The sequence below is a fragment of the Mesorhizobium sp. LSHC412B00 genome (assembly GCF_000503035.1).
Taxonomy (GTDB): Bacteria; Pseudomonadota; Alphaproteobacteria; order Rhizobiales; family Rhizobiaceae; genus Mesorhizobium.
This window is the reverse complement of record NZ_AYWB01000001.1, coordinates 350,525-372,767: the sequence shown is the minus strand read 5'-3', so window position 1 is coordinate 372,767 and position 22,243 is coordinate 350,525. Positions and strand designations below refer to the sequence as shown.

At 61.9% G+C, this 22,243-nt stretch carries 19 protein-coding genes; 6 read left to right on the top strand and 13 right to left on the bottom strand.

Features of this window, described 5'->3' with window-relative positions; all coding sequences use genetic code 11:
- Positions 1–104: 104 nt before the first annotated feature.
- Positions 105–1,496, bottom strand: coding sequence for an FAD-containing oxidoreductase (locus X757_RS162740; RefSeq protein WP_023724986.1), 1,392 nt, complete (start codon positions 1,494–1,496; stop codon positions 105–107).
- Positions 1,493–1,954: a membrane protein gene (locus tag X757_RS162745; RefSeq protein ID WP_023695827.1), complete on the bottom strand. Its 462-nt coding sequence runs from the start codon at positions 1,952–1,954 to the stop codon at positions 1,493–1,495. The genes X757_RS162740 and X757_RS162745 overlap by 4 nt, the downstream gene beginning before the upstream one ends.
- A 153-nt stretch (positions 1,955–2,107) precedes the next feature.
- On the opposite strand from X757_RS162745, the gene X757_RS162750 reads away from it, so the two are divergent.
- Entirely contained in the window at positions 2,108–2,665 is a 558-nt protein-coding gene (locus tag X757_RS162750; RefSeq protein ID WP_023724985.1) for a sugar O-acetyltransferase, read from the top strand.
- 15 nt (positions 2,666–2,680) lie between these two features.
- On the opposite strand, the gene X757_RS162755 is transcribed toward X757_RS162750, so the two are convergent.
- On the bottom strand, positions 2,681–3,676 hold the full coding sequence (locus X757_RS162755; RefSeq protein ID WP_023724984.1) for a helix-turn-helix domain-containing protein: 996 nt from the start codon (positions 3,674–3,676) through the stop codon (positions 2,681–2,683).
- Between the two features lie 123 nt (positions 3,677–3,799).
- Here X757_RS162755 and X757_RS162760 point away from each other — a divergent pair, with 123 nt between their 5' ends.
- Positions 3,800–4,438: an isochorismatase family protein gene (locus X757_RS162760; RefSeq protein ID WP_023686167.1), complete on the top strand. Its 639-nt coding sequence runs from the start codon at positions 3,800–3,802 to the stop codon at positions 4,436–4,438.
- Positions 4,439–4,958: 520 nt separating this feature from the next.
- Entirely contained in the window at positions 4,959–6,275 is a 1,317-nt protein-coding gene (locus X757_RS162765; RefSeq protein ID WP_023691612.1) for a hypothetical protein, read from the top strand.
- A gap of 61 nt (positions 6,276–6,336) precedes the next feature.
- On the opposite strand, the gene X757_RS162770 is transcribed toward X757_RS162765, so the two are convergent.
- The 3 genes from X757_RS162770 to X757_RS162780 all read right to left on the bottom strand — a co-directional run bounded on the left by X757_RS162770 (position 6,337) and on the right by X757_RS162780 (position 10,774).
- Complete coding sequence (locus X757_RS162770) at positions 6,337–8,016, bottom strand: formate--tetrahydrofolate ligase (RefSeq protein ID WP_023724983.1); 1,680 nt, start codon at positions 8,014–8,016, stop codon at positions 6,337–6,339.
- Between the two features lie 312 nt (positions 8,017–8,328).
- Positions 8,329–9,453: a DUF2333 family protein gene (locus X757_RS162775; RefSeq protein ID WP_023686165.1), complete on the bottom strand. Its 1,125-nt coding sequence runs from the start codon at positions 9,451–9,453 to the stop codon at positions 8,329–8,331.
- Positions 9,454–9,469: 16 nt separating this feature from the next.
- Positions 9,470–10,774 (bottom strand): DUF6638 family protein, encoded by a 1,305-nt coding sequence (locus X757_RS162780; protein WP_023691610.1) that lies wholly within the window; start codon positions 10,772–10,774, stop codon positions 9,470–9,472.
- Positions 10,775–10,956: 182 nt separating this feature from the next.
- On the opposite strand from X757_RS162780, the gene X757_RS1000000167675 reads away from it, so the two are divergent.
- Positions 10,957–11,094 (top strand): hypothetical protein, encoded by a 138-nt coding sequence (locus X757_RS1000000167675; RefSeq protein WP_023686163.1) that lies wholly within the window; start codon positions 10,957–10,959, stop codon positions 11,092–11,094.
- Between the two features lie 144 nt (positions 11,095–11,238).
- Here the strand turns inward: X757_RS1000000167675 and X757_RS162785 are convergent, their stop codons facing one another.
- From X757_RS162785 to X757_RS162810, 7 genes are all read right to left on the bottom strand, one after another.
- The gene (locus tag X757_RS162785; RefSeq protein WP_023724982.1) at positions 11,239–13,149 is read right to left on the bottom strand and encodes an ATP-binding protein; all 1,911 of its coding nucleotides are present in this window, start codon (positions 13,147–13,149) and stop codon (positions 11,239–11,241) included.
- A 21-nt stretch (positions 13,150–13,170) separates the two neighbouring features.
- Positions 13,171–14,037 carry a hypothetical protein gene (locus X757_RS1000000167670; protein WP_156933372.1) on the bottom strand — a complete coding sequence of 289 codons (867 nt, stop codon included), beginning with the start codon at positions 14,035–14,037 and terminating at the stop codon, positions 13,171–13,173.
- A gap of 59 nt (positions 14,038–14,096) precedes the next feature.
- Positions 14,097–15,242, bottom strand: coding sequence for a hypothetical protein (locus X757_RS162790; RefSeq protein WP_023686161.1), 1,146 nt, complete (start codon positions 15,240–15,242; stop codon positions 14,097–14,099).
- A 27-nt stretch (positions 15,243–15,269) separates the two neighbouring features.
- Entirely contained in the window at positions 15,270–16,358 is a 1,089-nt protein-coding gene (locus X757_RS162795) for a hypothetical protein (protein ID WP_023669990.1), read from the bottom strand.
- 321 nt (positions 16,359–16,679) lie between these two features.
- Positions 16,680–17,063 (bottom strand): cytochrome c family protein, encoded by a 384-nt coding sequence (locus X757_RS162800; RefSeq protein ID WP_023669991.1) that lies wholly within the window; start codon positions 17,061–17,063, stop codon positions 16,680–16,682.
- Positions 17,064–17,147: 84 nt separating this feature from the next.
- Positions 17,148–18,326 carry a glycosyltransferase gene (locus X757_RS162805; protein WP_023724981.1) on the bottom strand — a complete coding sequence of 393 codons (1,179 nt, stop codon included), beginning with the start codon at positions 18,324–18,326 and terminating at the stop codon, positions 17,148–17,150.
- A 14-nt stretch (positions 18,327–18,340) separates the two neighbouring features.
- Complete coding sequence (locus X757_RS162810; RefSeq protein ID WP_023724980.1) at positions 18,341–18,952, bottom strand: thymidine kinase; 612 nt, start codon at positions 18,950–18,952, stop codon at positions 18,341–18,343.
- Positions 18,953–20,180: 1,228 nt separating this feature from the next.
- On the opposite strand from X757_RS162810, the gene choW reads away from it, so the two are divergent.
- Positions 20,181–21,035 (top strand): choline ABC transporter permease subunit, encoded by an 855-nt coding sequence (gene choW, locus X757_RS162820; protein ID WP_023669995.1) that lies wholly within the window; start codon positions 20,181–20,183, stop codon positions 21,033–21,035.
- Entirely contained in the window at positions 21,032–22,213 is a 1,182-nt protein-coding gene (choV, locus tag X757_RS162825) for a choline ABC transporter ATP-binding protein (protein ID WP_023669996.1), read from the top strand. Before choW ends, choV begins: the two co-directional genes overlap by 4 nt.
- Positions 22,214–22,243: the final 30 nt, after the last annotated feature.

Genomic DNA, 22,243 nt, shown 5'->3' with positions numbered 1-22,243 from the left:
ACTGAATCGGTTCAATTCAGACTGAACGAGAAGCCTTGCCGCGCGCAATGCACATTGCTGCAACGCACCAATGCAGAAAGCGCTGAGCTTGACGCGGGGCTATGTCAGGCGAGCGGCTTCAGCTCCTGGGCGATGGTTGGCAACAGCTCCGAGACATTGGGGTGGATATGCACGGCGCGCGCCAGCGTATCGACCGGCGCCTTGGCGTACATCAGGTCGAGCACGCAGTGCACCGCCTCGTCGCCGCCGGGGCCGAGCACGGAGCAGCCGAGGATTTGCCTGGTGTCGGCATCGACCAGGATTTTCATGAAACCTTGCGTCTCGCCCTTTTCGATGGCGCGGCCGACGCGGGTCATTGGCCGCTGGCCGACCAGCGCCTTGCGCCCGGATTTCTTCACCGCCGCCTCGGTCATGCCGCAGCGGCCGAGCGGCGGATCGATGTAGAGCGCATAGGCCTCGATGCGGTCGCTGACCTTGCGCGGATCGTCGTCGAGCAGATTGGCCGCGACGATCTCATAATCGTTGTAGGAGGTGTGGGTGAAGGCGCCCTTGCCGTTGCAGTCGCCCATTGCCCAGATGCCGGGCGCGCTGGTGCGCAGCTGGTCGTCGACGGTGACGAAGCCGCGCAGATCGACCGCGACGCCGGCCTTATCGAGGCCGAGATCGTCGGTGTTGGGGGTGCGGCCGAGTGCCAGAAGCACATGCGAGCCGACCGCCGGCGGCTTGCCGGATGAGAAGGTCACGGCGATGTCCTTGCCCTGTCTGGCAAAGCGGATGTCGTCGGCGCCGACATGGACTTCTATGGCTTCGTTTTCGAGGATCGACAGGATGGCCGCCGACACGTCCTCGTCCTCGCGGCCGGTCAGGCGCGAACTCTTCTCGATGACGGTGACTTCAGAGCCGAAGCGGCGAAACATCTGCGCGAATTCAAGAGAGATGTAGCTGCCGCCGACGACGATAAGATGGCGCGGCAAAACGTCGAGGTCCATCATCGAGGAGTTGGTGAGGTAGTCGACGTCGTTGACGCCGGGCAGGTCGGGCACCGAGGCGCGGCCGCCCGTGTTGAGGAAGATCTTTTCGGCGGTCAGAAGGTCGTCGCCGACACGCACGGTGTTGGCGGATTCGAAGCGGGCATGGCCGCGATAAAGCGTGCAGCCCTTCATGCCGGCGATCCACGTCTCCAGATTGCTGCGGGAGTCGTTTGTGACCTTGTCCTTGCGCGCCTTGATCCTCTTGTAGTTCACGCCGACAGGGCCTGAGAACGTCACGCCGTAGTCCGCGGCACGCCGCGCCAGATGCGCGGCATAGGCGCTGGCGACCATGGTCTTGGTCGGCATGCAGCCGGTGTTGACGCAGGTGCCGCCGACCAGCTTGCGCTCGATCAGCGCCACGCTCATGCCGGCTGACGTCAGCCGGCCGGCGAGAGGAGGGCCGGCCTGTCCGGCGCCGATGATGATGGCGTCGTATGTCTTGGCGTCTGAGGCTTGGGCAGTCATACCACCGCCGCCACGATCAGCAGGCCGCCGATGATCGCCACCGCGTCCTCGATGAGGGCGGCAGGCAAATCCTTGCCGAAGGCGGCGGCCAACCGGCCGCGCGCTTCGGCGCCGCCATAGGTGCCGATGACGGCGCCGATGGCGCCGGCAATCAGGCCGCCAATGGTGGAACCGGCGGTGGCGCCGATCACCGCGCCGCTGAAGGCGCCAAGCAGGATGCGGGCGCCGAATTGCTGCGGCACCTTGCGGCTCGGCGTCGAGGGCAGCTGGTCGGTGACCAGTTCGACGATGGCGAGGATGGTGAAGATACCGACGGCGGCCCAATGGCCCATGAAACTTGCCCAGGTGCCGGCCACCGGCAGCCAGCCGAGATACGCGCCCCAGGCGATCGCGGCCGGCGCGGTCATGGCGCGAAGACCGGCAATGACGCCGATCAGAAGTGCAAGCAAATAGAGCATGTCGATCCCCTCGAAAGCAGGCCCGGGACTGGCCCACGAGGGCAAGCTAGCATAGGTCCTACGTTTGACCAGAGTCGGCACTGGTGCTTCTTCCATCAGTGAGCATTGTACTTTGGTAAACAGTCGAACACGACGAAGGACGGAGTCGCTGTGATGGCCGATAGCGAACGCACAAGGATGATTGCAGGCGAATGGTACACCTGCATCGACGACGAACTAGAGGCGCTGCGGGTGATCGCGCGCGATGCGGTGTTCGAGCATAATACGCTACCGCCCCAGCAACGCGGCAATATCGGTCCGGCGCTGTCGGTGCTGCTCGGCAGCACGGGCGAGGGCGGCCGCATTGAGGCGCCGTTCCACTGCGCCTACGGTTTCAACATCCATCTCGGCGACGGCGCCTTCCTCAATGCCGGCTGCACCATCCTCGACACCGCGCCGGTGCGTATCGGCAGGCGGACGCTTCTCGGCCCCAATGTGCAGATCTACTGCGCCGAGCACCACAAGGAGGCCGCGGGCCGTCAGGCGGGACTGGAGATTGCCCGGCCGGTCACCATTGGCAATGACGCCTGGATCGGCGGCAGCGCCATCATCCTCGGCGGCATCAGCATCGGCGATGGCGCCATAGTCGGCGCCGGCGCGGTGGTGACGCGCGACGTGCCTGACAACACCACAGTGGGCGGCAATCCGGCGCGGGCGGTCAAGCGGGGCTGAACTCGTCGTGGGCGGTCAGTATGAAGCCGTACGTGCCATGCGCTCGTCCGGACCGGCTCGCCGCGAGAATTCACGCCGGTATTGGGCCGGTGACGTCTTGAGCCGTGCGGCGAAATGCTGGCGCAGCGAGGTGGCGCTGCCGAAGCCGGCTTCGAAGGCCACCATGTCCATCGATTTTTCCGTCGCCTCCAGCAGCCGTTGCGCCAGTTCGGTGCGTTGGCCGGCCAACCATTCGCCAAAGCTGGTGCCGATCGATTTCTGGAAACGGCGGGTGAAAGTGCGCCGAGTCAGGCCCGCGGCCTCCGCGACGCGGTCGAGGTTGTGCGTTTGTCCGAGCGTTGCCCGCACCGTGTCCAGCGCCAGGGTGAAGCGGTCGGTGGCCGGGGTTTTCGCCAGCGGGCGCTCGATGAACTGCGCCTGCCCACCCTGCCGGTGCGGCGACAGTACAATGTGCCTTGCCAGCCGCAGCGCTACCTCTGCGCCATAGCGCGCGCGCACAATGTGCAGGCAGCAGTCGAGCCCGGCGGCGACGCCGGCCGAGGTGACGATGTCGCCGTCGTCGACATAGAGCACGTCGGCGTCGACTTCGATGTCCGGGTACAATGCCTGCAACCGGTCGGTGGAGGCCCAATGTGTCGTCGCACGCCGGCCCGCAAGCAGCCCGGCGGCGGCAATGGCGAAGGTGCCGAGACAGAGGCCGACGATCAGCGCACCGCGCCGGTGCGCGTGGGTGAGCGCTGCCAGGAGCGGCGGCCGAAGTGGGGCCTCGAGATCCTTCCAGCTCGGAACGATGACGATGTCGGCATCGTCGAATGCGGAAAGGCCATACGGCACCGCGATGGTCAGCCCGACATCGGTGTGGATCGCTCCATCGTCGAGCGCGCAGACGCGAAAGTCGAAACGCGGCAGGCCAAGCTTGGTGCGGTCGGTGCCGAACACCACGCACGGCACGGAGAGGTGGAACGGGCTGATGCCGTCAAAGGCGAGAACGGCAATGATCGGGTCGGCCATGCGTGTTTCCAGCAAGCGAAAAGCGGATTGTCCCAATTCTTTCGACTGATGTCAATCGGGCCACTTTTGGCAGTCGGGCGATTCGCCTATTTCCTGTCCCATTCAAGCTCGAAGGAGAACACCATGTCCGCCAATATCACGCCGCGCCGCGCACTCATCGTTATCGATGTCCAGAATGATTATGATGGCGGCAACCTCGCCATCCAGTGTCCGCCGTTCCGCGACAGCGTCGTCAATGTCGCGCGCGCTATGGATGCCGCCGCTGCGGCCGGCGTGAAGGTGGTGGTCGTCAAGCAGATGGCGCCCGAGACCTCGCCAGTCTTCGCCAAGGGCAGCCATGGCGGCGAACTGCATCCCGAGATTGCCCGGCGAAGCCGCGACCACTATGTCGAGAAGTCACTGCCTAGCGCCTTTGCCGGCACCGACCTCGAGGCGTGGCTGCGCGCCAATACCATCGATACGATAACGGTGATCGGCTACATGACGCATAATTGCGACCTGTCGAGCATCATCCACGCCGCGCATGTCGGCTTTGCGGTCGAGTTCCTGTCCGACGCCACCGGTTCGCTGCCTTACGCCAACAGCGCCGGCTACGCCTCGGCCGAGGAGATCCACCGCGTGGTGTCCATCATCCTGCAGTCGCGCTTTGCGGCCGTGCTCAAGACCGCCGAATGGATCGATTGCCTGAAGACCGGTGCTTTGCCCGAACGCGACACGCCCTATGCGTCCAACCAGCGCGCGCTGGCGCGCAACGCTGCATAGGCAAATTGCCGCGAAGGAACAGGGGCGCCGCAGTCTGCGGCGCCCCTTGGCGTTCCTGATCACGAACACCGGGGCGTGGCCTCGTTTGGAAGTCTTTTCGGCTGGGCCCATTCACTTTCGGGATGAGAGCCGGCTAAACGCAAGAAACTCAGATCGGGCTCTATCTCAGGATGGGGAACTGGAGAACAGAGTGAAGTCTTTCACAGACGAAGGCCTCTCTCCGAGGAACGGTATATCTGGATCAAGGGGTGGGACGGGGTAGACTTCCCCGGGAGAAACAAGTGAAAGCGCGAATTGCACGAACTACAGTCGTTCTCGCCTTGGCTGGTGCCGCGGCACTCTTGCCATGGCCCGCTTTCGCCCAGGTCCCTTCGCACGCGCCGGGGACGATCTGCTTCACTCAATCCTTCTGGTGCTGGGCGCAGCCGCCCGGCCCGCCCGGATATCCGTGCGGGTGCCCGTCGCAATACGGCTATGTGCCGGGCTATCTAGGCTAGTCGTCAGGCGGGGGGATTTCACGATGACGACGACACCGGCCGACCCTCTCGTTTCTGGACTCATCGCGGACGCCAAGCTGGTCGCCAACTACGGCCGCTACGGCGTGTTCAAGGACAGTTCCCTGTTTGCGGCCATCGGCAATGCCGAAAAGCTCGACGATGCGACGGCCAGCCAGCCTGAGGTCGTCAATCTTCAGACGGTTTTCAACGATTGTTCCGGCACCGTGCCATTTGCCACCCTGGCGGCACTGCGATCGGGCTGGTCGCCCGGTGACATGTCGCGCAAGACCGCGCTGGCGACGTACTTTCTCGTGGCTCTTTCCGTGCTTTTCATGGTTGTAACCGGAAGATTGACGTACATTTACAACAAGGGAGTCGCGATAAACTCCGAACTCATAGAAATCGACAACAATGATTTCAGCGCACGGTTCGGACAGGCGATACGCCAGGTTTGGGCGACGAAGAAACAACTGAGCTCGGCATCGTCCGAGCAGGCTTCGACCACGGATCTGACGCTTCTGAAGGACGCCTATTACAATTCGGAAGATAGCCTTCACGCTCTCGACCAGCGCTTTTCCTCCCTGGTGAGAAGAGCGCAAGGGTTCATGACTGAGGACGCGCAATTCCCGATCTGGGGAATGCAATGGATGTACTGCAAATTTTATTCAACCTCCACGGCAGATGGCGTAGCGGCGGGCCAGGCTCAGTATTCCCAGCAAGGTGCCATAGACCAGTTCTGTGACCAGCCGCTGGGGGTGAGTAAATCCACGCCTCCAGACAAGCTCAAGGAGCTCCCCAATCAGCCGGATGCCTATTGCGCGCAGATAAACACCGAAAAGAAAAACCCGAACAATCTTGAAGGTACGTCTTCGGAAAAAGTGACGGACGTGAATGCCGATTTCGACGAGGCAACGCGCAGCCTGCAGTGCGACGGAGTGATCACGATCGCGCCGAACTCGATCTACACGCTGACCGCGCAGATAAAGACGCTGGACGAGGTTCTCAGCCCATATGCCTTGTGGATACTCCCGGCCTTCTACGGCGCGCTCGGAGCCATCATGTTTCACATGCGGATGATCCTCAATCCGCTGCTGCCCAATCCACCGCTGTCGCGGCTGATCCACAGGATCGCACTGGGGGCGCTGGCCGGCATGGTGCTTGCCTGGTTTGTAGCACCGGGCACCAAGCTTGGAGAGGAGGCTTCGGGAATAGGCTTCAGCCTCTTCACCTTCTCCTTCCTGTTTGGGTTCAGTCTGGATATCTTCTTCACCATTCTCGACCAGTTCGTCAGCATGTCGGTCGCCGGGATCAAGAAGTTCGGGTCCTCGACAGTGGCGTGAGAAGCCCGGCAAGCAAAAGGGCGCCGCATCGCTGCGGCGCCCTTGGTTGTCGAGACAAATCTCAGAACAGGCCTTCGATCTGGCCGGCCTCGTTGAGGAAGATTTTTTCCGAGGACGGCGCCTTGGGCAGGCCGGGCATGGTCATGACCTCACCGCAGATGACGACGACGAAGCCGGCGCCCGCCGAAAGCCTGACCTCGCGCACCGGCACCGTGTGGCCGGTCGGCGCGCCGCGCAGGTTCGGGTCGGTCGAGAAGGAATACTGGGTCTTGGCCATGCAGACCGGCAACTTGCCGTAGCCGGCGTCTTCCCAGGCCCTGAGCTGGTCGCGCACCGACTTGTCGGCGATCGCCTCCGAGCCGCGATAGATGCGCTGGACGATGGTGTTGATCTTCTCAAACAGCGGCATGTCATCGGGATAGAGCGGCGCGAACTGCGACGCCCCGGATTCGGCCAGCGCCACCACCTTGTTGGCGAGTTCCTCGATGCCCGCGGAGCCATTGGCCCAGTGCTTGCACAGGATCGCCTCCTCGCCCATCGAGGCGACATAGTCCTTCATCGCCTGGATCTCGGCGTCGGTATCGGAATAGAAGTGGTTGATCGCAACCACCGCCGGCACGCCGAACTGACGGATGTTCTCGATGTGGCGGCCAAGGTTGGCGCAGCCCTTCTTCACCGCCTCGACGTTTTCCTTGCCGAGGTCTTCCTTCTTGACGCCGCCATTCATCTTCATGGCGCGCACGGTGGCGACGATGACGGCAGCCGCCGGCTTCAAACCCGCCTTGCGGCACTTGATGTCGAAGAATTTTTCGGCTCCGAGGTCGGCGCCGAAGCCGGCTTCGGTGACGACGTAGTCGGCGAGCTTCAGCGCCGTGGTGGTGGCGACCACCGAGTTGCAGCCATGCGCGATGTTGGCGAACGGGCCGCCATGCACGAAGGCAGGGTTGTTCTCCAGCGTCTGCACCAGGTTTGGCTGCATGGCGTCCTTCAACAGCACCGCCATGGCGCCGTCGGCCTTCAAGTCGCGGGCATAGACCGGCGTCTTGTCGCGGCGGTAGGCGACGATGATGTCGCCGAGGCGCTTTTCCAGATCCTTGAGGTCGGTGGAAAGGCACAGGATCGCCATCACTTCCGAGGCGACGGTGATGTCGAAGCCTGCCTCGCGCGGATAACCGTTGGCGACGCCGCCGAGCGAGCAGATGATTTCGCGCAGCGCCCGGTCGTTCATGTCCATGACGCGGCGCCAGGCGACGCGGCGGGTGTCGATGCCGAGCTCATTGCCCCAGTAGATGTGGTTGTCGATCAGCGCTGACAGAAGGTTGTGCGCCGTGGTGATGGCGTGGAAGTCGCCGGTGAAGTGGAGGTTCATGTCCTCCATCGGCACGACCTGCGCGTAGCCGCCGCCCGCGGCACCGCCCTTGACGCCGAAATTCGGGCCGAGCGAAGCCTCGCGGATGCAGACGATCGCCTTCTTGCCGATGCGGTTCAGACCGTCACCAAGGCCGACGGTGGTGGTCGTCTTGCCTTCGCCGGCCGGCGTCGGGTTGATGGCGGTGACGAGGATCAGCTTGCCGTCCTTGTTGCCCTTCACCGATTTGATGAATTCGGCCGAAATCTTCGCCTTGTCGTGGCCGTAGGGCAAAAGGTGCTCGGTCGGGATGCCGATCTTGGCGCCGATCTCCTGGATTTGCTTTTTCTTGGCGCCGCGCGCGATCTCGATGTCGGACTTCACTTCGGCCATGACGGCTTTCCTTCGGATTGGACGGTGGAGGGGACGGGTTTGATCTCACTCGCAGGCATGTTGAACCCGGGCGCGGGCATGTTCTAACCCTGTCGCTCCCGCGGCGTCAACTTGCATGCAACTATGTTTCCTATGAAGAAAGTGTCTCCGCGGCCGGCCGACCTGTCGCCGGTTCTTCCTGGCTCCGTTGCCGCGCCGTATAGAAGCCAGAGGACGCGACGTTCCGCCGTCTCAAAACAGCCGCCCAATGCACGGAATGCGACAGAGGCGACGGCGCAAATTCGCCATCGCTCGCCGGGAAAGCTGTGGACGCTACTGAGTCAGGACGTTGCTGATCTCGACCATGTTGGAGCGCACGCGAAGCACGTAGAAACCCATCGTCGTCAGGTGCGTCGGCATGATCCAGCCATCCTCGCGGCCATTGGCGATGATGAAGGGCTGGATGCGCAGCGCCGAGACGAATTGCGCATCCATCGTGTCCCACAGATTGCCGAGATGCTTTTCCTTGATGACGTCCTCGAAGTCGGCCTGGGCGCCCTTCATCAGGCCGTAATAGGCATAGAGCTGGCCATAGGCGAACCAGAAGCGGTCGTCGGCGCGGAAGTCGAACCAGCCATTGTTATGGTTTTCGGCGCGCTCCTTGAGGATCGCCGAGGTCGAACCGATGTCGGAGGAGATGCGGTCGATATACTGCTTCAGATTGTCGGCGCGGGCATCGAACGTCGCCTGGCAGCTGCCGAGGCGGGCGTTGAAGGAGCGCAGCTTGGTGACGGCATCGCGATAATAACTCGGCGTCGGCGTCTTGGGGCCGAACGGGTTGAGGCCGAAATACCAGGTCTCCTCGTCGAACTGCAGATTGCCGCGCGCATCCTGCAGGTCGCCGTCGATCTGCGATGTGGTGCGAACACGGCCGAGATTGTCGGCAAGCTCGGTGGCGGTACGCCGCACCGCCTGGTTGATGCCGCGCTGGAACGAGGCCTTGTTGTCCATGAACGGCGTGTTGTCCCAGTCGATGCCGAACAGGCCGAGTTTGTAGAGGATCATCGACGAGATCCAGGCATTCTGGTTGACGTTGAAGTCCGTCAGGTCGGCCGCCACCTGGGCGATGCCCGAATTGCCGCAGGTCTTGGCGGTGTCGGTGCCGGCGCCGGCGGCGACCTGTTCGCCGGCGGAAATGTTGCGGTTCTCGAAGGTGTATTTGTCGACGTAGTTGGGATCGAACTTGTTCCACCACTGGGTGGCGTAGAAGAAATTGGCGTAGAGGCCGATCAATACCAGAAGCGCGAGGCCGACCACAGCCTTCAGGATCCAGCCGCGCTGCGTATACCAGCGCCCAGCCCAGAGGAACGGCCACAGGATCGCGCCGATGACGAGGCCGATGCCGCGGCCGATCCATTGGAAGATGCGGGTGAAGAAATTCACGATCGGATCAAGCATGGCTCTCGTTCACCCCTCAGTCAGTCAGGCCGTAAAGGCGCGTGCGAAACGCCACTTTGTCTTTCAAATATGTGGTTTTCAGAACGTCCACAACATGCGACCGCCAGGCGTCGCTGTAGCCGTCATAGTCCTTGTAGAAGCCCGGCTTGTTGAAGACGTAACGCGAGACAAAGTCCTGCGGCACGAAATCCGAGATCAGCTGGTTGGTCAGCCAGGCGTCGGGATGGTCGGGCTTGCCACGCACGACCAGGAAGCGCTGTTGCGGAAACACATCCTCGATCTTGAGATGGCCGAGCTGGGCGATCTCACGCTTGGCGGCGTTGAGAAAGGGGAAATTGCCGTCCTTGGTGATCAGATCGGCATGGCCATGGATCCAGGTCTGCAGCCAGACCTTGTCGACCTCGGTCAAATTGCGGTTCGGCTCTGTGTCGCGGATGAGAGCGCGCACCACCATCTCGGCGCGATGCTCGAGATAGCCCGAGCTTTCGACCCATGACGCACGGGGCAGTTCGATGCGGCCGGTGCTGGCCAGGAACTTGAACACCTTGTCGGCATCGTTGATCGAGAGATAGCTGACCTGCCAGGGCCGCGAACGGCGAAAGCCGGGGGCGGCCGGGTCGCCGATGACGGTGGTCATATCAGGATCGACGAAGACGTAGACGCCGCCGAAATGGCTGGTCCAGTAGGCGTTGTGGCGGAAGATCACCTGGTCGGGCACCAGCGCATTCTCACGGATATCGCCGCAGACCTTCGCCAGCTCCACCATACGGCTCAGCATGGTGTTGTCGCGCCAGGCATCGGGCTCCTGCTTCAGCCGGTCGACCAGCTTGCCGAGTTCGGCGGCCTTGCCCAGCACGTCCTCGGCCGAAAGCACCCTGAACTCGACCTGGCTGATCGACAGCAGATCCTCGATGTCGTTGACCAGGGGAACGGAATCCTCGATCTCCCCGTAGATGACATCCTTGATGGTCAGCGCATCGATGGCGCGCTGGTTCTTGGACATGAACTCGAACATCAGCTGCGAGGTGTTGGAAAAGGCGGTGTGCACCACCGGCAGATCGATCTGCGACGGCGTCAGGATGATGAAGCGGCGGTTGACCTCGTTGGGATCGAGATAGTCGTAGTCGCCGCATTCCTCGGCCACTTCGGGCGAGAAGCCGGTGCGGTCGATCTGGAAGCTCTTCAGCTTGGTCGGTTTGAGGCCGAAGGCGACAAGCGCCTTGTTGTAACGCTGGATGAGGTGCGGCTCGTCGACGGTAAGCAAGCGGCCGTAGATCAGCTCATTGTCGCGGAGAAGGTCGGGCTTTTTGGCGTGGCTCATGCAGAACGTTCCGAGTGGCGTTGCCTGTTGTGGCGAAGCGCCAACGCTGACGCCTCCCTCTCCCCGTTCTGCACGGGGAGAGGGGGGCGTCAGCGTTAGCGCCAAGCCTTTCAGCACCCGCGGGCAGCGAAGGAAGCTCACGCATTCNGGGGCAGCGCTAGCATTCAAGGACATGTCTCCCCATGGCCTTTGGCGGCAATAAATCGAAGATCATTGGTCCGGATGTGCCGATCGAGGCGCTGTTCGATAGCTGCCAATATGGTCGTAGCGATCTGTGGTCCACGCATGCGCCGCCCCTCACCCTTGCCCTCGCCCCGTGAAGGACGGGGAGAGGGGGGCGTCAGCGTTAGCGCCAAGCCTTTCAGCACCCGCGGGCAGCGAAGGAAGCTCACGCATTCNACGGGGAGAGGGGGGCGTCAGCGTTAGCGCCAAGCCTTTCAGCACCCGCGGGCAGCGAAGGAAGCTCACGCATTCCACAGCCCCTTCTTCTTCATCTCCTCCATCTCGCGCCCCGCCCGTTCGCGCAGGCGTGCGTCGCGCAGCAGCTTCTCCACCGCGGCGTCGTCGGATTTGTCGGAATAGCGGAACTCCGAGTCGGCGTAGCGGTTGATCTCCTGCATGACCATGTCCATCGAGAACGGCCCACGCAGTTCCTCGATCATGGCTTTCTTCTCGTCGTAGCCCTTGTGCATGAAGGCTTCCGGCTTCTCGAACCAGTCGTCGGGCAGCTCGATGTCCATGGCGCGCATCTTGATGGCGTCGGTGACGTTCTTGATGGCTCGGCCGGTGAAGCGCGGCTCGGCATCCTTGATCAGGTGCAGATAGGTGCCGATGTCGGCCATCGATTTCGGCGCGCCATTCTCCTTCATGTAGCGCTCATAGACCTTCATCAGCCCGTCTTCCTGAGGCTTCTCGTGCTCCTCATAGGCTTCGGTCACCGCGCGCTGGATCTCCTGCGCGGCGTAGAGCTTGTGGTCGCCGAGTGGGATCTTGTGGTTCTTGCCGGCAAGCAGGACGAAGATGTCGATATAGTCGTCGCGGCTCTGTGGGCCGTCGACCAGCCAGCGGGCCCCGGCGCGCTGGCGCAGCGCATCGTCGACATTTTCGGGATAGTTGGAAAACATGCCGAACGAGCAATTGCCGCGCACCACCGTGCCGGCGCCGGCAAAGGCGTCCATCAAGACGCCGGTGATTTCCTGTTGGCCGGCCGAGGCGCGGTCGTCGGAGCGGCGGGCCGCCACCTGGTCGATGTCGTCGACGGTGCCGAAACCGATGACGCGTGGGTTCAAGACATTGTTGATGAACTGGCGGCAATTCTGGCCAGATTTGCCCTGGTAGGACGAGATCTGGTCGACGCCGAAATTCTCATAGGCGAAGGGATAGCCGGCAACCTGGCAATAATTGTTGACGAGGCCGGCGATCATCTGGATCAGCGTCGTCTTGCCGGTGCCCGGCGCGCCGTCGCCGATGAAGGTGAAGAGGAAGCCCCCGAGTTCGACGAACGGGTTCAACTCGCGCTCGAAATCGTAGGCCATCAGCATCTTGGCGAGCTTGACCGACTGGTATTTGGCAATGTGGTTGCCGACGACCTCTTCCGGCTTCTTGAAGGTCATCACCAGCGGCTTGGAGCGCTTGCCGGGCGCGACGTCGAAGCCGTCGAGGGTGAAATCGTCGGCGTCGATGCGGATATGGGCGTTCTCGAACGGACCGATGCCGTCGAAGCGGCCTTTGCGGGCCAGCAGCCCATCAATGGCGACCCGTGCAAAAGCTCGCGCGCGCGTCGTCAGGTCGCCATCGTCCTTGGAGCCTGCAATCGCCTTGTCCAACCCGGCGACAATCGACTTCACCGCGTCCTGCGGCGTGTCGAACAGGAAGTCCGGTTCGGCGATATCGTTGGGAGCCTCGCCGTCGCTGTCGATCAGCTGGAACAGGTAAGAGGCGAGGCTGAAGGCTGAAACGTAAGCCGAGGCTGACAGAAGCTTCTTGAAGGTCGCCGCCTCATCGCCCTCAAGAGGCGCACGGGTGTTCTTGGCCTGGAGGCTTTCGAGGTCGGAGCCCTCGGCGAAGACGTCGGAGATGGCGAGCGCTATCGCCAGGCCGCGGCGGGCGCGGAACAGCAGCGTGTGCTGCGGGATGCTCATCAACTGGTCGTCGGGATGGATCGCGGCGACGGTCTTGGTAAGCTCGACCTCGCGGGTACGGCGCACCGAGCCGACCGAGACTGTCGAGACAAAGCGGCGATTGGTGCCGGCAAGTGCTGTGCCGGATTCGCGCGCAGGGTCTTCCAGAACCACGACGCGGGTGATGAAGCTCTGCGCCGTGGCGCGGTGCTTTTCGATTGCGGCTTCCGGGATGGTGGTCAGGCCGGTGTCCATCGTATCAATCCTCCTCGCGACTCACTCTTGTGCCTGCCCTCGCGTGAGCAAAATTGAAAACATCCCGTCAAAGGGTTCGTGATCGGGAAAGCGTTCGGCTTGAAAGATGGCCTCTCCCGGCCCTCCAAGCTTGAAACGGCAACGCTCAGTCCGTGCAAGACAATAAGCGACAGCCTGGTACTCAGTTAGGTCCGCTAACATCGCGCTAACGCAAATCTGATTCGGTTTTCCGTTGTTAGATGGCGGTCCGAATTCAACACGGTCTTCTGGCTCAAATGCATATCTTTTCATCAATCTTGGCCAGTGATATTCGACAAGCTTTTGTCTATTGTCGCAAAAGAACTGAATCACGATTTTTACATTGTAGCTATATCTTGGTTGCCGACTCTGTCTTATTCCAACGATCGGACGGGATGAATTACGTGTTCGGACAGGTAATTTTTCGACCAGAACGAGCATGACGCCTCCGGATCGAATGTGACGGTATGCTTCATATTGATCCAATTCGTACCAATAGAAAGTACAGATCGTGTCACCGTCTGTATTTTCATCTTCAGACCGCGAAGTAACCGGTCTGTAGCCGAACCCGGAAAACCATTCGGATAAGCCGGAAATTTGTTGAAGAACAAAAAACGCGGCAAGCGCCGGGTCTGCAACATCGATATAATTGAAAGCTTCAAGCTTCCGCACCCCATCCGGTAATCCTCGATGACGCCACCGACTTTCAACGTGAACCCGGTGTCCGAGAATGCGCTCAAGGTTACGCAATGGTCGGGCGGTCAGTTTGTGCTTCTTGTAAGCACCGATATGCATATCGACATCCCACCAAGCGAGAACCCGGTAGGGCGATTCATTACTGCGGGAAGCAAGGTTATCCGTTTCGATCACAATCGCCTTCTGCCCCTGACCGCGCCCCGGAGATTGTCAGGCCCACCAAAAATGCCACCTCACACATCGCTGATCACCTGTCCGTTGGACAGAATATGGACCTTGTAGCCGGAAAAGATCTTTTGAGCTTCGCCGGCGGCGTAGAGTGCTTGATAGGCTTCGTGCGGGATCAGGGCGTGGTTCTCGTAGCTCGACACACCCTGGCGCGCGGCTTCGAGATCGTCGGTGTTGATAAAGAATTCCTGCGTCGTCTTATCGCTCGAAAACAGGCCCTTGCGGCCGGGTTTCTCGCCCTTGGAGTAGACCTCCTGGATGGTCCAGGTGAGCAGCCAGGCATTTTCCGGTTTGCGCACCTTGGCCAGCACCTCGGTCACGGTCGAATTGTTGTCCGTAATGCCTGCGGAATAAAAGGGGCCGAGCACGACGCGGCGCAGCTGCTTAGGGTGCAGCGGCTCGAAATCCTTGTCGAGATTGACCGCAATCGTTGCGGGCGAAAGCGTGTAGGCGGAATTCTTCTCGGTGAAATCGTCGAAGCGATGGGCGAGTTCGGGGTTGAGCAGGCCGTCCACCGGCAGCGGGATGTCGACCCGTTCATTGAGCTTGCCGCTGCTGTCAACGAGCTGCCGGATCATGCTTTCGGAGGAATCCTCCACCGTCACCATGTAGACCAGCGGCAGGTTGGCGCTGCCGTCGAAGCTCGCCCAGTGCACGAGGTAATAGGGGCGCCCGGTCTTTGGATTGACCGAGACCTTGGCCGTCTGCGCCAGCGAGAACGGGCCAAAAGTCTGTTCGCTCTTGACGTCCTCGAGATAGAGCCGCTCGGCCATCGACTTCTGCAGCGCTTCGGGGAATTCCTTGTGGCGCAGGATGAAGTCGGCCATTTCCTCGCGCAATTCGCCGGCCAGCGGAATGTTGGCCAGCCGCGCCTCGGCCTGGCGGCGGTCGTTTTCCAGTTCGAGCAGGTTCTGGAAGACGGGATAGCCGCTGTCGGCGCGCGAAATGCGGAACGTGTCCATGAAGCCGAGCCGGTTGCGCCAGCAGGAAAACGATTTGTCCAGCCGGGCAATGTATTCGGCGACAATCTTGGCGACGATGCCGTGCCGGTAAAGCGGCGAGCGGTCGTCGCGCATGAACACTTCGAGGCCGCTGAGTGCCGCCGTGATGGCGGAAAAATAGCGCGCCGCCGCTTCGTTTTCGGGAGTCATGCCGGTGTGCCCGCGTGCAGCCGCTCCTTACGACTGCACGTAGTTGGCCGAATTGTGCTTCTTCATCACGTCGTCGAAACGGCGGGCGAAGGCGTCGTCGGCGAGCTTCTTGCGGCGCTGGATGTCGGAGCTGGCGACCATGTTCTTCTCGTGCATTTCGAGGAGATCGCCGATGTGCTTTTGCGAGGCGGCGCCAATGCCGGCCATGGTCTCTTCGGCGGTGTTGTCAACCTGGCTGCCCAGCGTGTTGATCTTGTGGGCGACATCCTGCTGGGCGGCGGTCTTCAAGGAATCTTCCAGTGCCTTGTAGAGCACGATGCGCTGCTCGGTATCGATGGTCAGCTTGTTGATCAGCGTCGACTGCGCTGCGATCTGATTGTTGAGCGAATCGACGAAGGTCTGGAACATCGAGGTGTAGCGTTCCAGCGTCTGGCTTTCGGCCAGAAGCTCCTGCTCCTTGGCCTGCTTTTCATTGTATTCGGTCGCCAGTTTCGAGCGCTCGCCCTCAAGCTGCGTGCGCTCCTTCTGACTGGTAGAAGCGGCGATCTTGTTTTCGATGTCGAGCAGCAGCGGATTGACCTCCTCGATGCGCTTCTGCACCGCCTCGAGGTTGGTCATGGTGACCTTGCGGCGCTCGATCACCTGCGACAGGCTGTTTTCCGAGGTCTTGTAGCGCTGGTCGAGGACCTCTTTCTGCGCTTTCAGGATGCCGACGATGGTGTCGGACTTGACCAGAAGCTCCTGCAGATTGCCGGCCAGCGACATGTTGCGGACGCGGTCGGTGCGCATGCGCTGCTTGCGTTGCGCCGAGAAGACGCCGACGAAGCTTTCCCAGCCGGTGTAGTTCTTCATGCTCTCGAATTCGGTGCCGAAGACGTTGGTGGCGTCTTCCAGCCCGATGATCAGGTCGGCAATGTTGCCTTCCATCACCTTCTGCTGCTTCAGCACGTCCTCGATGCGGGCATTCTCGATGTCGAAATTGGCGTCGCCGATCTTCTTGTCGGCGGTGGCCAGCGTATCAAGCACCGTGCCCGACTGCTCGATCTTGGAGCGCATGTCCTGCACGACCTGCCTGGTCTTGGCAATTTCGGCATCGAAATTCTGCAATGTCGCCATAGGGGCCTCCCGCTTCGGCTTCCGGTCGCTGGCTGCGAACAGCGGCGAATATATGTGGGGTATCAGGGGATTGAAAGACGCAAGACAAGACCCGCCCCGAAAACAAAAAAATGCCTGGTCGTCTTGAAAGGCAATGAAGGCGGGGTCATGGCGTGATTAACCAGCCGGCCAAGTATTGTTCAATTGTCATTGAACTTTGACGGCTGCGAAGAAGTCGATCTCGGACAGTGTGGGTGTGCTGAATTCGACAGAGGGCTCAATGAGTTGCAAGCGCGAGACAGCTGGCGGAAGCCGTCGCCATCACGCTACGCATCGCGCCGTTCAAGGCTTCGGATCGGCCTTCAGATAGGCGATGACGTTGGCGATGTCCTCGTCGCTGCTCAGGCCGGAGAAGCCCATCCTGTTGCCGGGTACTTTCAGCTTGGGAGCGCCGAGATAGGCTTTGAGGTTGGCTTCGTCCCAAACGAGGCCGGCCGCGCCGGCGTCCTTCATGGCCTGCGAATAGTTGAAGTTCTGGGCGGTGCCGGCGGTGCGGCCGACGATACCGAGGAGATGCGGGCCGACCTTGTCGCGGTCGCTTGCCGCCTCGTGACAGGCCATGCAGCGGTAGAACACTTTCTTGCCAAGTGCTGCATCGCCGTCGGCCAGCGCGGCGAGGATACCGGCCAAGTAAATGACAAGGCCTGATGAAATGGCTCGAAGCATGGCGGTTCCCGGCTGGCTCTGGCTGAGGGCAAAATAGGCTGCAGGCCTTAACAAACGCCGTATGCCGGTGGATAGCAGCCGGGCTCAATCTGTGCGCGGGATCGCCGCGACCGCCTGCTTGACCTGCTTTTCAATCGCCGCCGACGAATGATTGTCGCGCACGAAAGCGCGGCCGATCTCCGCCATCTCGGCGGCCGCTTGCGGGCGTGTCGCGATATCGATGATTTTCAATGCCAACTTGCCGGCATCGTCGCTGGACAGGAAATGCCTGCCCGCCTGCAGGCCAAGCCCTTCGACGGCCTTTTCGGTGGCGGCGACGACAAGGCCCGCCGCCATCGCCTCCAGCACCTTGATGCGGGTTCCGCCGCCGAAGCGCAGCGGGATCGGCGCATAGCCGGCACGGCCAAGCAATTCCGGCAGATGCGGTGGGTTCTCGATCAACCGCAGACCATGCCTGGTGCATAGACCGCGCACGACATCGCGCGGGTTTCTGCCGGCGACGGTGATCGACCAGGGCCGGCCGGAGGCGGCGAGGCGCGGCGCCATCGCGCGGCCGATCTGCTTGACGGCGTCGATGTTTGGGAAGTAGCCGAGATGCCCGATGAAGCACAGGCTGAGCTCACTGAAGCGCTCGGCAGCAATCGGCAGGGAAAGCACGCTCTCGTCTGGAATGGGGTTGGCGACGAACCTGACGTCGTTGACGGGGCCGAGAGCGGACAGAAGCGCTTCGTCGGCCCGCGAACAAACCCAGACCTGGTCGGCCAGGGCAGCCGCACACCTGTCGGCTTCGCGCGCCTCTGCCTTCCTTCGCCTGTTTTGGCGCCAGTCTCGAATTTGCTGCCACAGCGTCAGGCCGGCGATCCGGTCGGACACCGTCCGGGAATCAATGTTGTGCTGGTCAAGGACGGTGCGCGCGCGATGCTTCGGCGCCAGCGTCAGCAGCTGCGAAAGCACGATCTCCTCGATGACCACGAGATCGGGCGCGAATTCCCTCCAGATGGCGTCGGCTTCGGCCAGCTCGTCGTCCGGCATCATATGCACGGTCGGGTGCGGGCTGCGCCTGCCCCAGGGCGCCCTGCCGCGCGCTGCCTCGATGATCCGGTGACGGATGTTCGGCGGTGTGGAGGGTGCCGGGGCGCCAGTCAGGCTTACCGTCAGGACCTCGCCCATCGATGCCAAAGCGCGTGCATTGGCGGCGTTCCGGATCTCTCCGCCGGAGACCGGCGGAAACGGGCAATCGACTGTGAACTGCAGAATTTTCATGTTGTCCCGGCCGTTCAGCCTCTGGTGAAGCCAATGAAATCGTCGGGCGCGGCGCGGCCCATTTCCTCTTCCCAGTGGCGGCGGCAGAGCGAGATATAGACGTCCTTGCCGATCGCCACCTGTTCGCCTTGTCTGGCCACCTTGCCGTCAGCGCCGAGACGCACGACCATCGTCGCCTTGCGGCCGCAGCGGCAGATGGTGCGCACTTCGCGCAGATCGTCTGCGATGGCCAGAAGCGCTCGCGAACCGGAAAACAGATTGCCCTGGAAATCGGTGCGCAGGCCGTAGCACATCACCGGGATGTTCAGCCGGTCGGCGATACGGGCGAGCTGCCAGACCTGCTCTTCCTCGAGAAATTGCGCCTCGTCGACAAAGATGCAATGCACCGTCGTATGTTCGTGATGCTCGGCGACGCGAGCGTAGAGATCGTCGCCGTCGCGGAACATCTCGGCCTCCATCTCCAGGCCGATGCGCGACGAGATCAGCCCGGTGTCGCCCTTTCTGTAGTGGCCGGCGACGAACAGCATCGTCGTCATACCGCGTTCGCGATAATTGTAGGACGCCTGCAGCAGCATTGTCGTTTTGCCGGCATTCATCGTCGCATAGTGGAAGTAGAGCTTGGCCATGCCGTCCTTTTAAGCCGAGTTGGCGCGGCGCGGGGAGAGGGCACCGCTGCATTTCATGGGAAAAGCCGTCTGCCATCGAAAAAGCGGCAGGCGTGTCGCTGTTTGGCCAGTCCGCGCCGTTGATCGTGATTGTCTTAGCGCTTGAAACCACACCAGAATGGTGTTTGGCTGACGAAACAGATCGGAAGAGCACACGTCTGAACTCCAGTCACTTAGGCATCTCGTATGCCNATCCGGAGAGCTGCAAGGCGGTGCGCCTTTCCGATGTCGGCTGGACCGACATCCAGGCAACCACCGGCGTCGCTTCGGTGCTGCTCACCGCGCTCGGCTACGAGCCGCAGACGATCCAGCTGTCGGTGCCCGTGACCATGGCGTCGCTGAAGAACAAGGATCTCGACGTCTTCCTCGGCAACTGGATGCCGTCAATGACCAACGACATCAAGGACTACACCGCCGACGGTTCGGTCGAGACGATCGGCACCAACCTGACCGGCGCCGGCTACGGCATCGTCGTACCGACCTATGTCGCGGAGGCCGGCGTCAAGTCGCTGACCGACATCGGCAAGTTCAAGGACAAGTTCAACGGCAAGATTTACGGCATCGAGGCGGGCAATGACGGCAACCGCATCATCCTCGACATGATCAAGAACCCGAAGGACAATCTCGAAGGCTTCGAGCTGGTCGAGTCCTCGGAAGCCGGCATGCTGACGCAGGCCGAGCAGTCGATCAAGAACAATGAGTGGATCGCGTTCCTCGGCTGGACGCCGCATCCGGTGATGGGCGCCATGAAGCTCACCTATCTCGACGGCATGGGCGACAGCGGCTTCGGCGCCGCCACCGTCTACACCAATGTGCGCAAGGGCTACACCACCGAATGCCCGAATGCCGGCAAGTTCATCGCCAACCTGAAGTTCAACCTGGACATGGAAGGCGAGATGATGGACGCGATCCTGAAGGGCGGCGACGCCAACACGGTCGCAGCCGACTGGCTGAAGAAGCACCCTGACGCGGTTGCGCCGTGGATTGCCGGCGTCACCACCTTCGATGGCGGTGATGCGGCAGCGGCGGTCAAGACCGCGCTCGGAAGCTGAGCCGACTGAATTCGGCAAAGCCGAACCAGGAAGGGCAGCCAATCTAGAAAAGGCTGCCCTTTTTCATATCCTGTGAGAAGATGACCTAACGACAGCGGAGGCCGGAAGCAGGCGGTCTCTCGCATGAGAGGGGCGATATGGATCCGATTTCGAAATTCATGGTTGATCACAAGATACCGATCGGCGCCTGGGGAAAGGCGTTCTTCGGTTTCCTCACCGACAATTTCGACACCGTGTTCAGAGCCTTCTCGAATGGCCTCAATTTCCTGCTCGACGGGCTGGTTGGCATCCTTTTGATGGTGCCGCCGGTGCTGCTGGCGCTGATCATCGCCATCATCGCCTGGCTGCTGCAGCGCTCGCGCCCGCTGGCCATAGGCGTCTTTCTCGGCCTGATCTTCATCATCAACCAGAACCTCTGGAAGCAGACGGTGCAGACGCTGGTGCTGGTCGTGGCCGCCGCCGCCATGGCGATGGCCATCGGCGTGCCGCTCGGCATCTGGGCCGCGCACAAGCCGAAGGTCTACCGCATCATGCTGCCGGTGCTCGACCTGATGCAGACGCTGCCGACCTTCGTCTACCTGATCCCGGTCCTGACCCTGTTCGGTCTCGGCAACGCGCCCGGCCTCATCGTCACCATCATCTTCGTCATCCCGACCGCGGTCCGGCTCACCCATCTCGGGGTCGTCTCGGTGCCGAAGTCGATCATCGAGGCCGGCGAGGCGTTTGGCGCCACCAAGCAGCAGCTGCTGTGGAAGGTCGAATTGCCCTCAGCGCTGCCGACCATCATGGCCGGGCTGACGCAATCGATCATGCTGTCGCTGTCGATGGTGGTGTTTGCAGCACTCATCGGCGCCGGCGGCCTCGGCACTGAAATCAACCGCGCGCTCGGCTCGCGCCGCATCGATCTCGGGCTCGAGGCGGGCCTGGCGATTGTCGTACTCGCCATCGTGCTCGACCGGATGACGCGTATCGGCGTTGGAGGCAAGAAATGACCGTCGCCGTTGACTTCAAGAATGTCGATATCGTCTTCGGGTCCGACCAGGCCGGTTCGCTGGCGCTGATCGATGGCGGCGCCACGCGCGCCGAAATCCTCGAAAAGACCGGCAATGTGCTGGGTTGCGCCGGCGCCAGCCTGACCGTGCATGAGGGCGAAATCTCGGTGCTGATGGGCCTGTCCGGCTCGGGCAAGTCGACGCTGCTGCGGGCGGTCAACCGGCTCAACGTGGTGTCGCGCGGCCAGGTGCTGGTCAAGGACGGCGACAATATCGTCGATGTCGTGACCTGCGATCAGGCGACGCTGCGGCGGCTGCGCCAGAAGCAGGTGGCGATGGTGTTCCAGCAGTTCGGCCTGCTGCCTTGGCGTACGGTGGAGGAGAATGTCGGCCTCGGCCTCGAACTCGCCGGCGTGCCGGAGCAAGAGCGCAAGGAGCGCGTGCAACGCCAGCTGAAACTGGTCAATCTCGACCAGTGGTCGAAGAAATACGCGCATGAGCTGTCCGGCGGCATGCAGCAGCGCGTCGGCCTGGCCCGTGCCTTCGCCACCGAGGCGCCGATCCTGCTGATGGACGAGCCGTTCTCTGCGCTCGATCCGCTGATCCGCACCAAGCTGCAGGACGAATTGCTGCAGCTGCAGGCGGAGCTGAAGAAGACCATCATCTTCGTCAGCCATGATCTGGAAGAGGCGCTGAAGATCGGCACCCACATCACCATCATGGAGGGCGGTCGCATCGTGCAGACCGGGGCGCCGGAAGACATCGTGCTCAAGCCCGCCAATGACTATGTCCGCGACTTCATCGCCAATGTGAATCCGTTGTCGGTGCTGACCGCCTGGAACGTCATGCGCGACAGCCGCGACCTCGAGCACGGCGATAATGGCTGGGTGTGGCTCGACCGGCGCAAGACGACTCGCTTTAAGATCGACGAGCACGGGCTGGTGGCGGCGGCGGAACGCGACGGCAAACCGGCGGTATGGGTTTCATGCGCCGATGTCGAGGCGCAGCCGGAGGAGACGGCGCAGGTGTTCTGGGCCAACCCCGGCACGTCGCTGAAGACGGTGATGCTGGCCATGCACCGCTCGCAGACGGCACCCGTGGCGCTGTTCGACGACCAGTCGCGCTTTGTCGGCGCGATCGGGATACGCGATGTGCTGAGCGCGGTGTTGCGGCGCTAGATCATGATGAGATTTGGTTGAAATCTCATC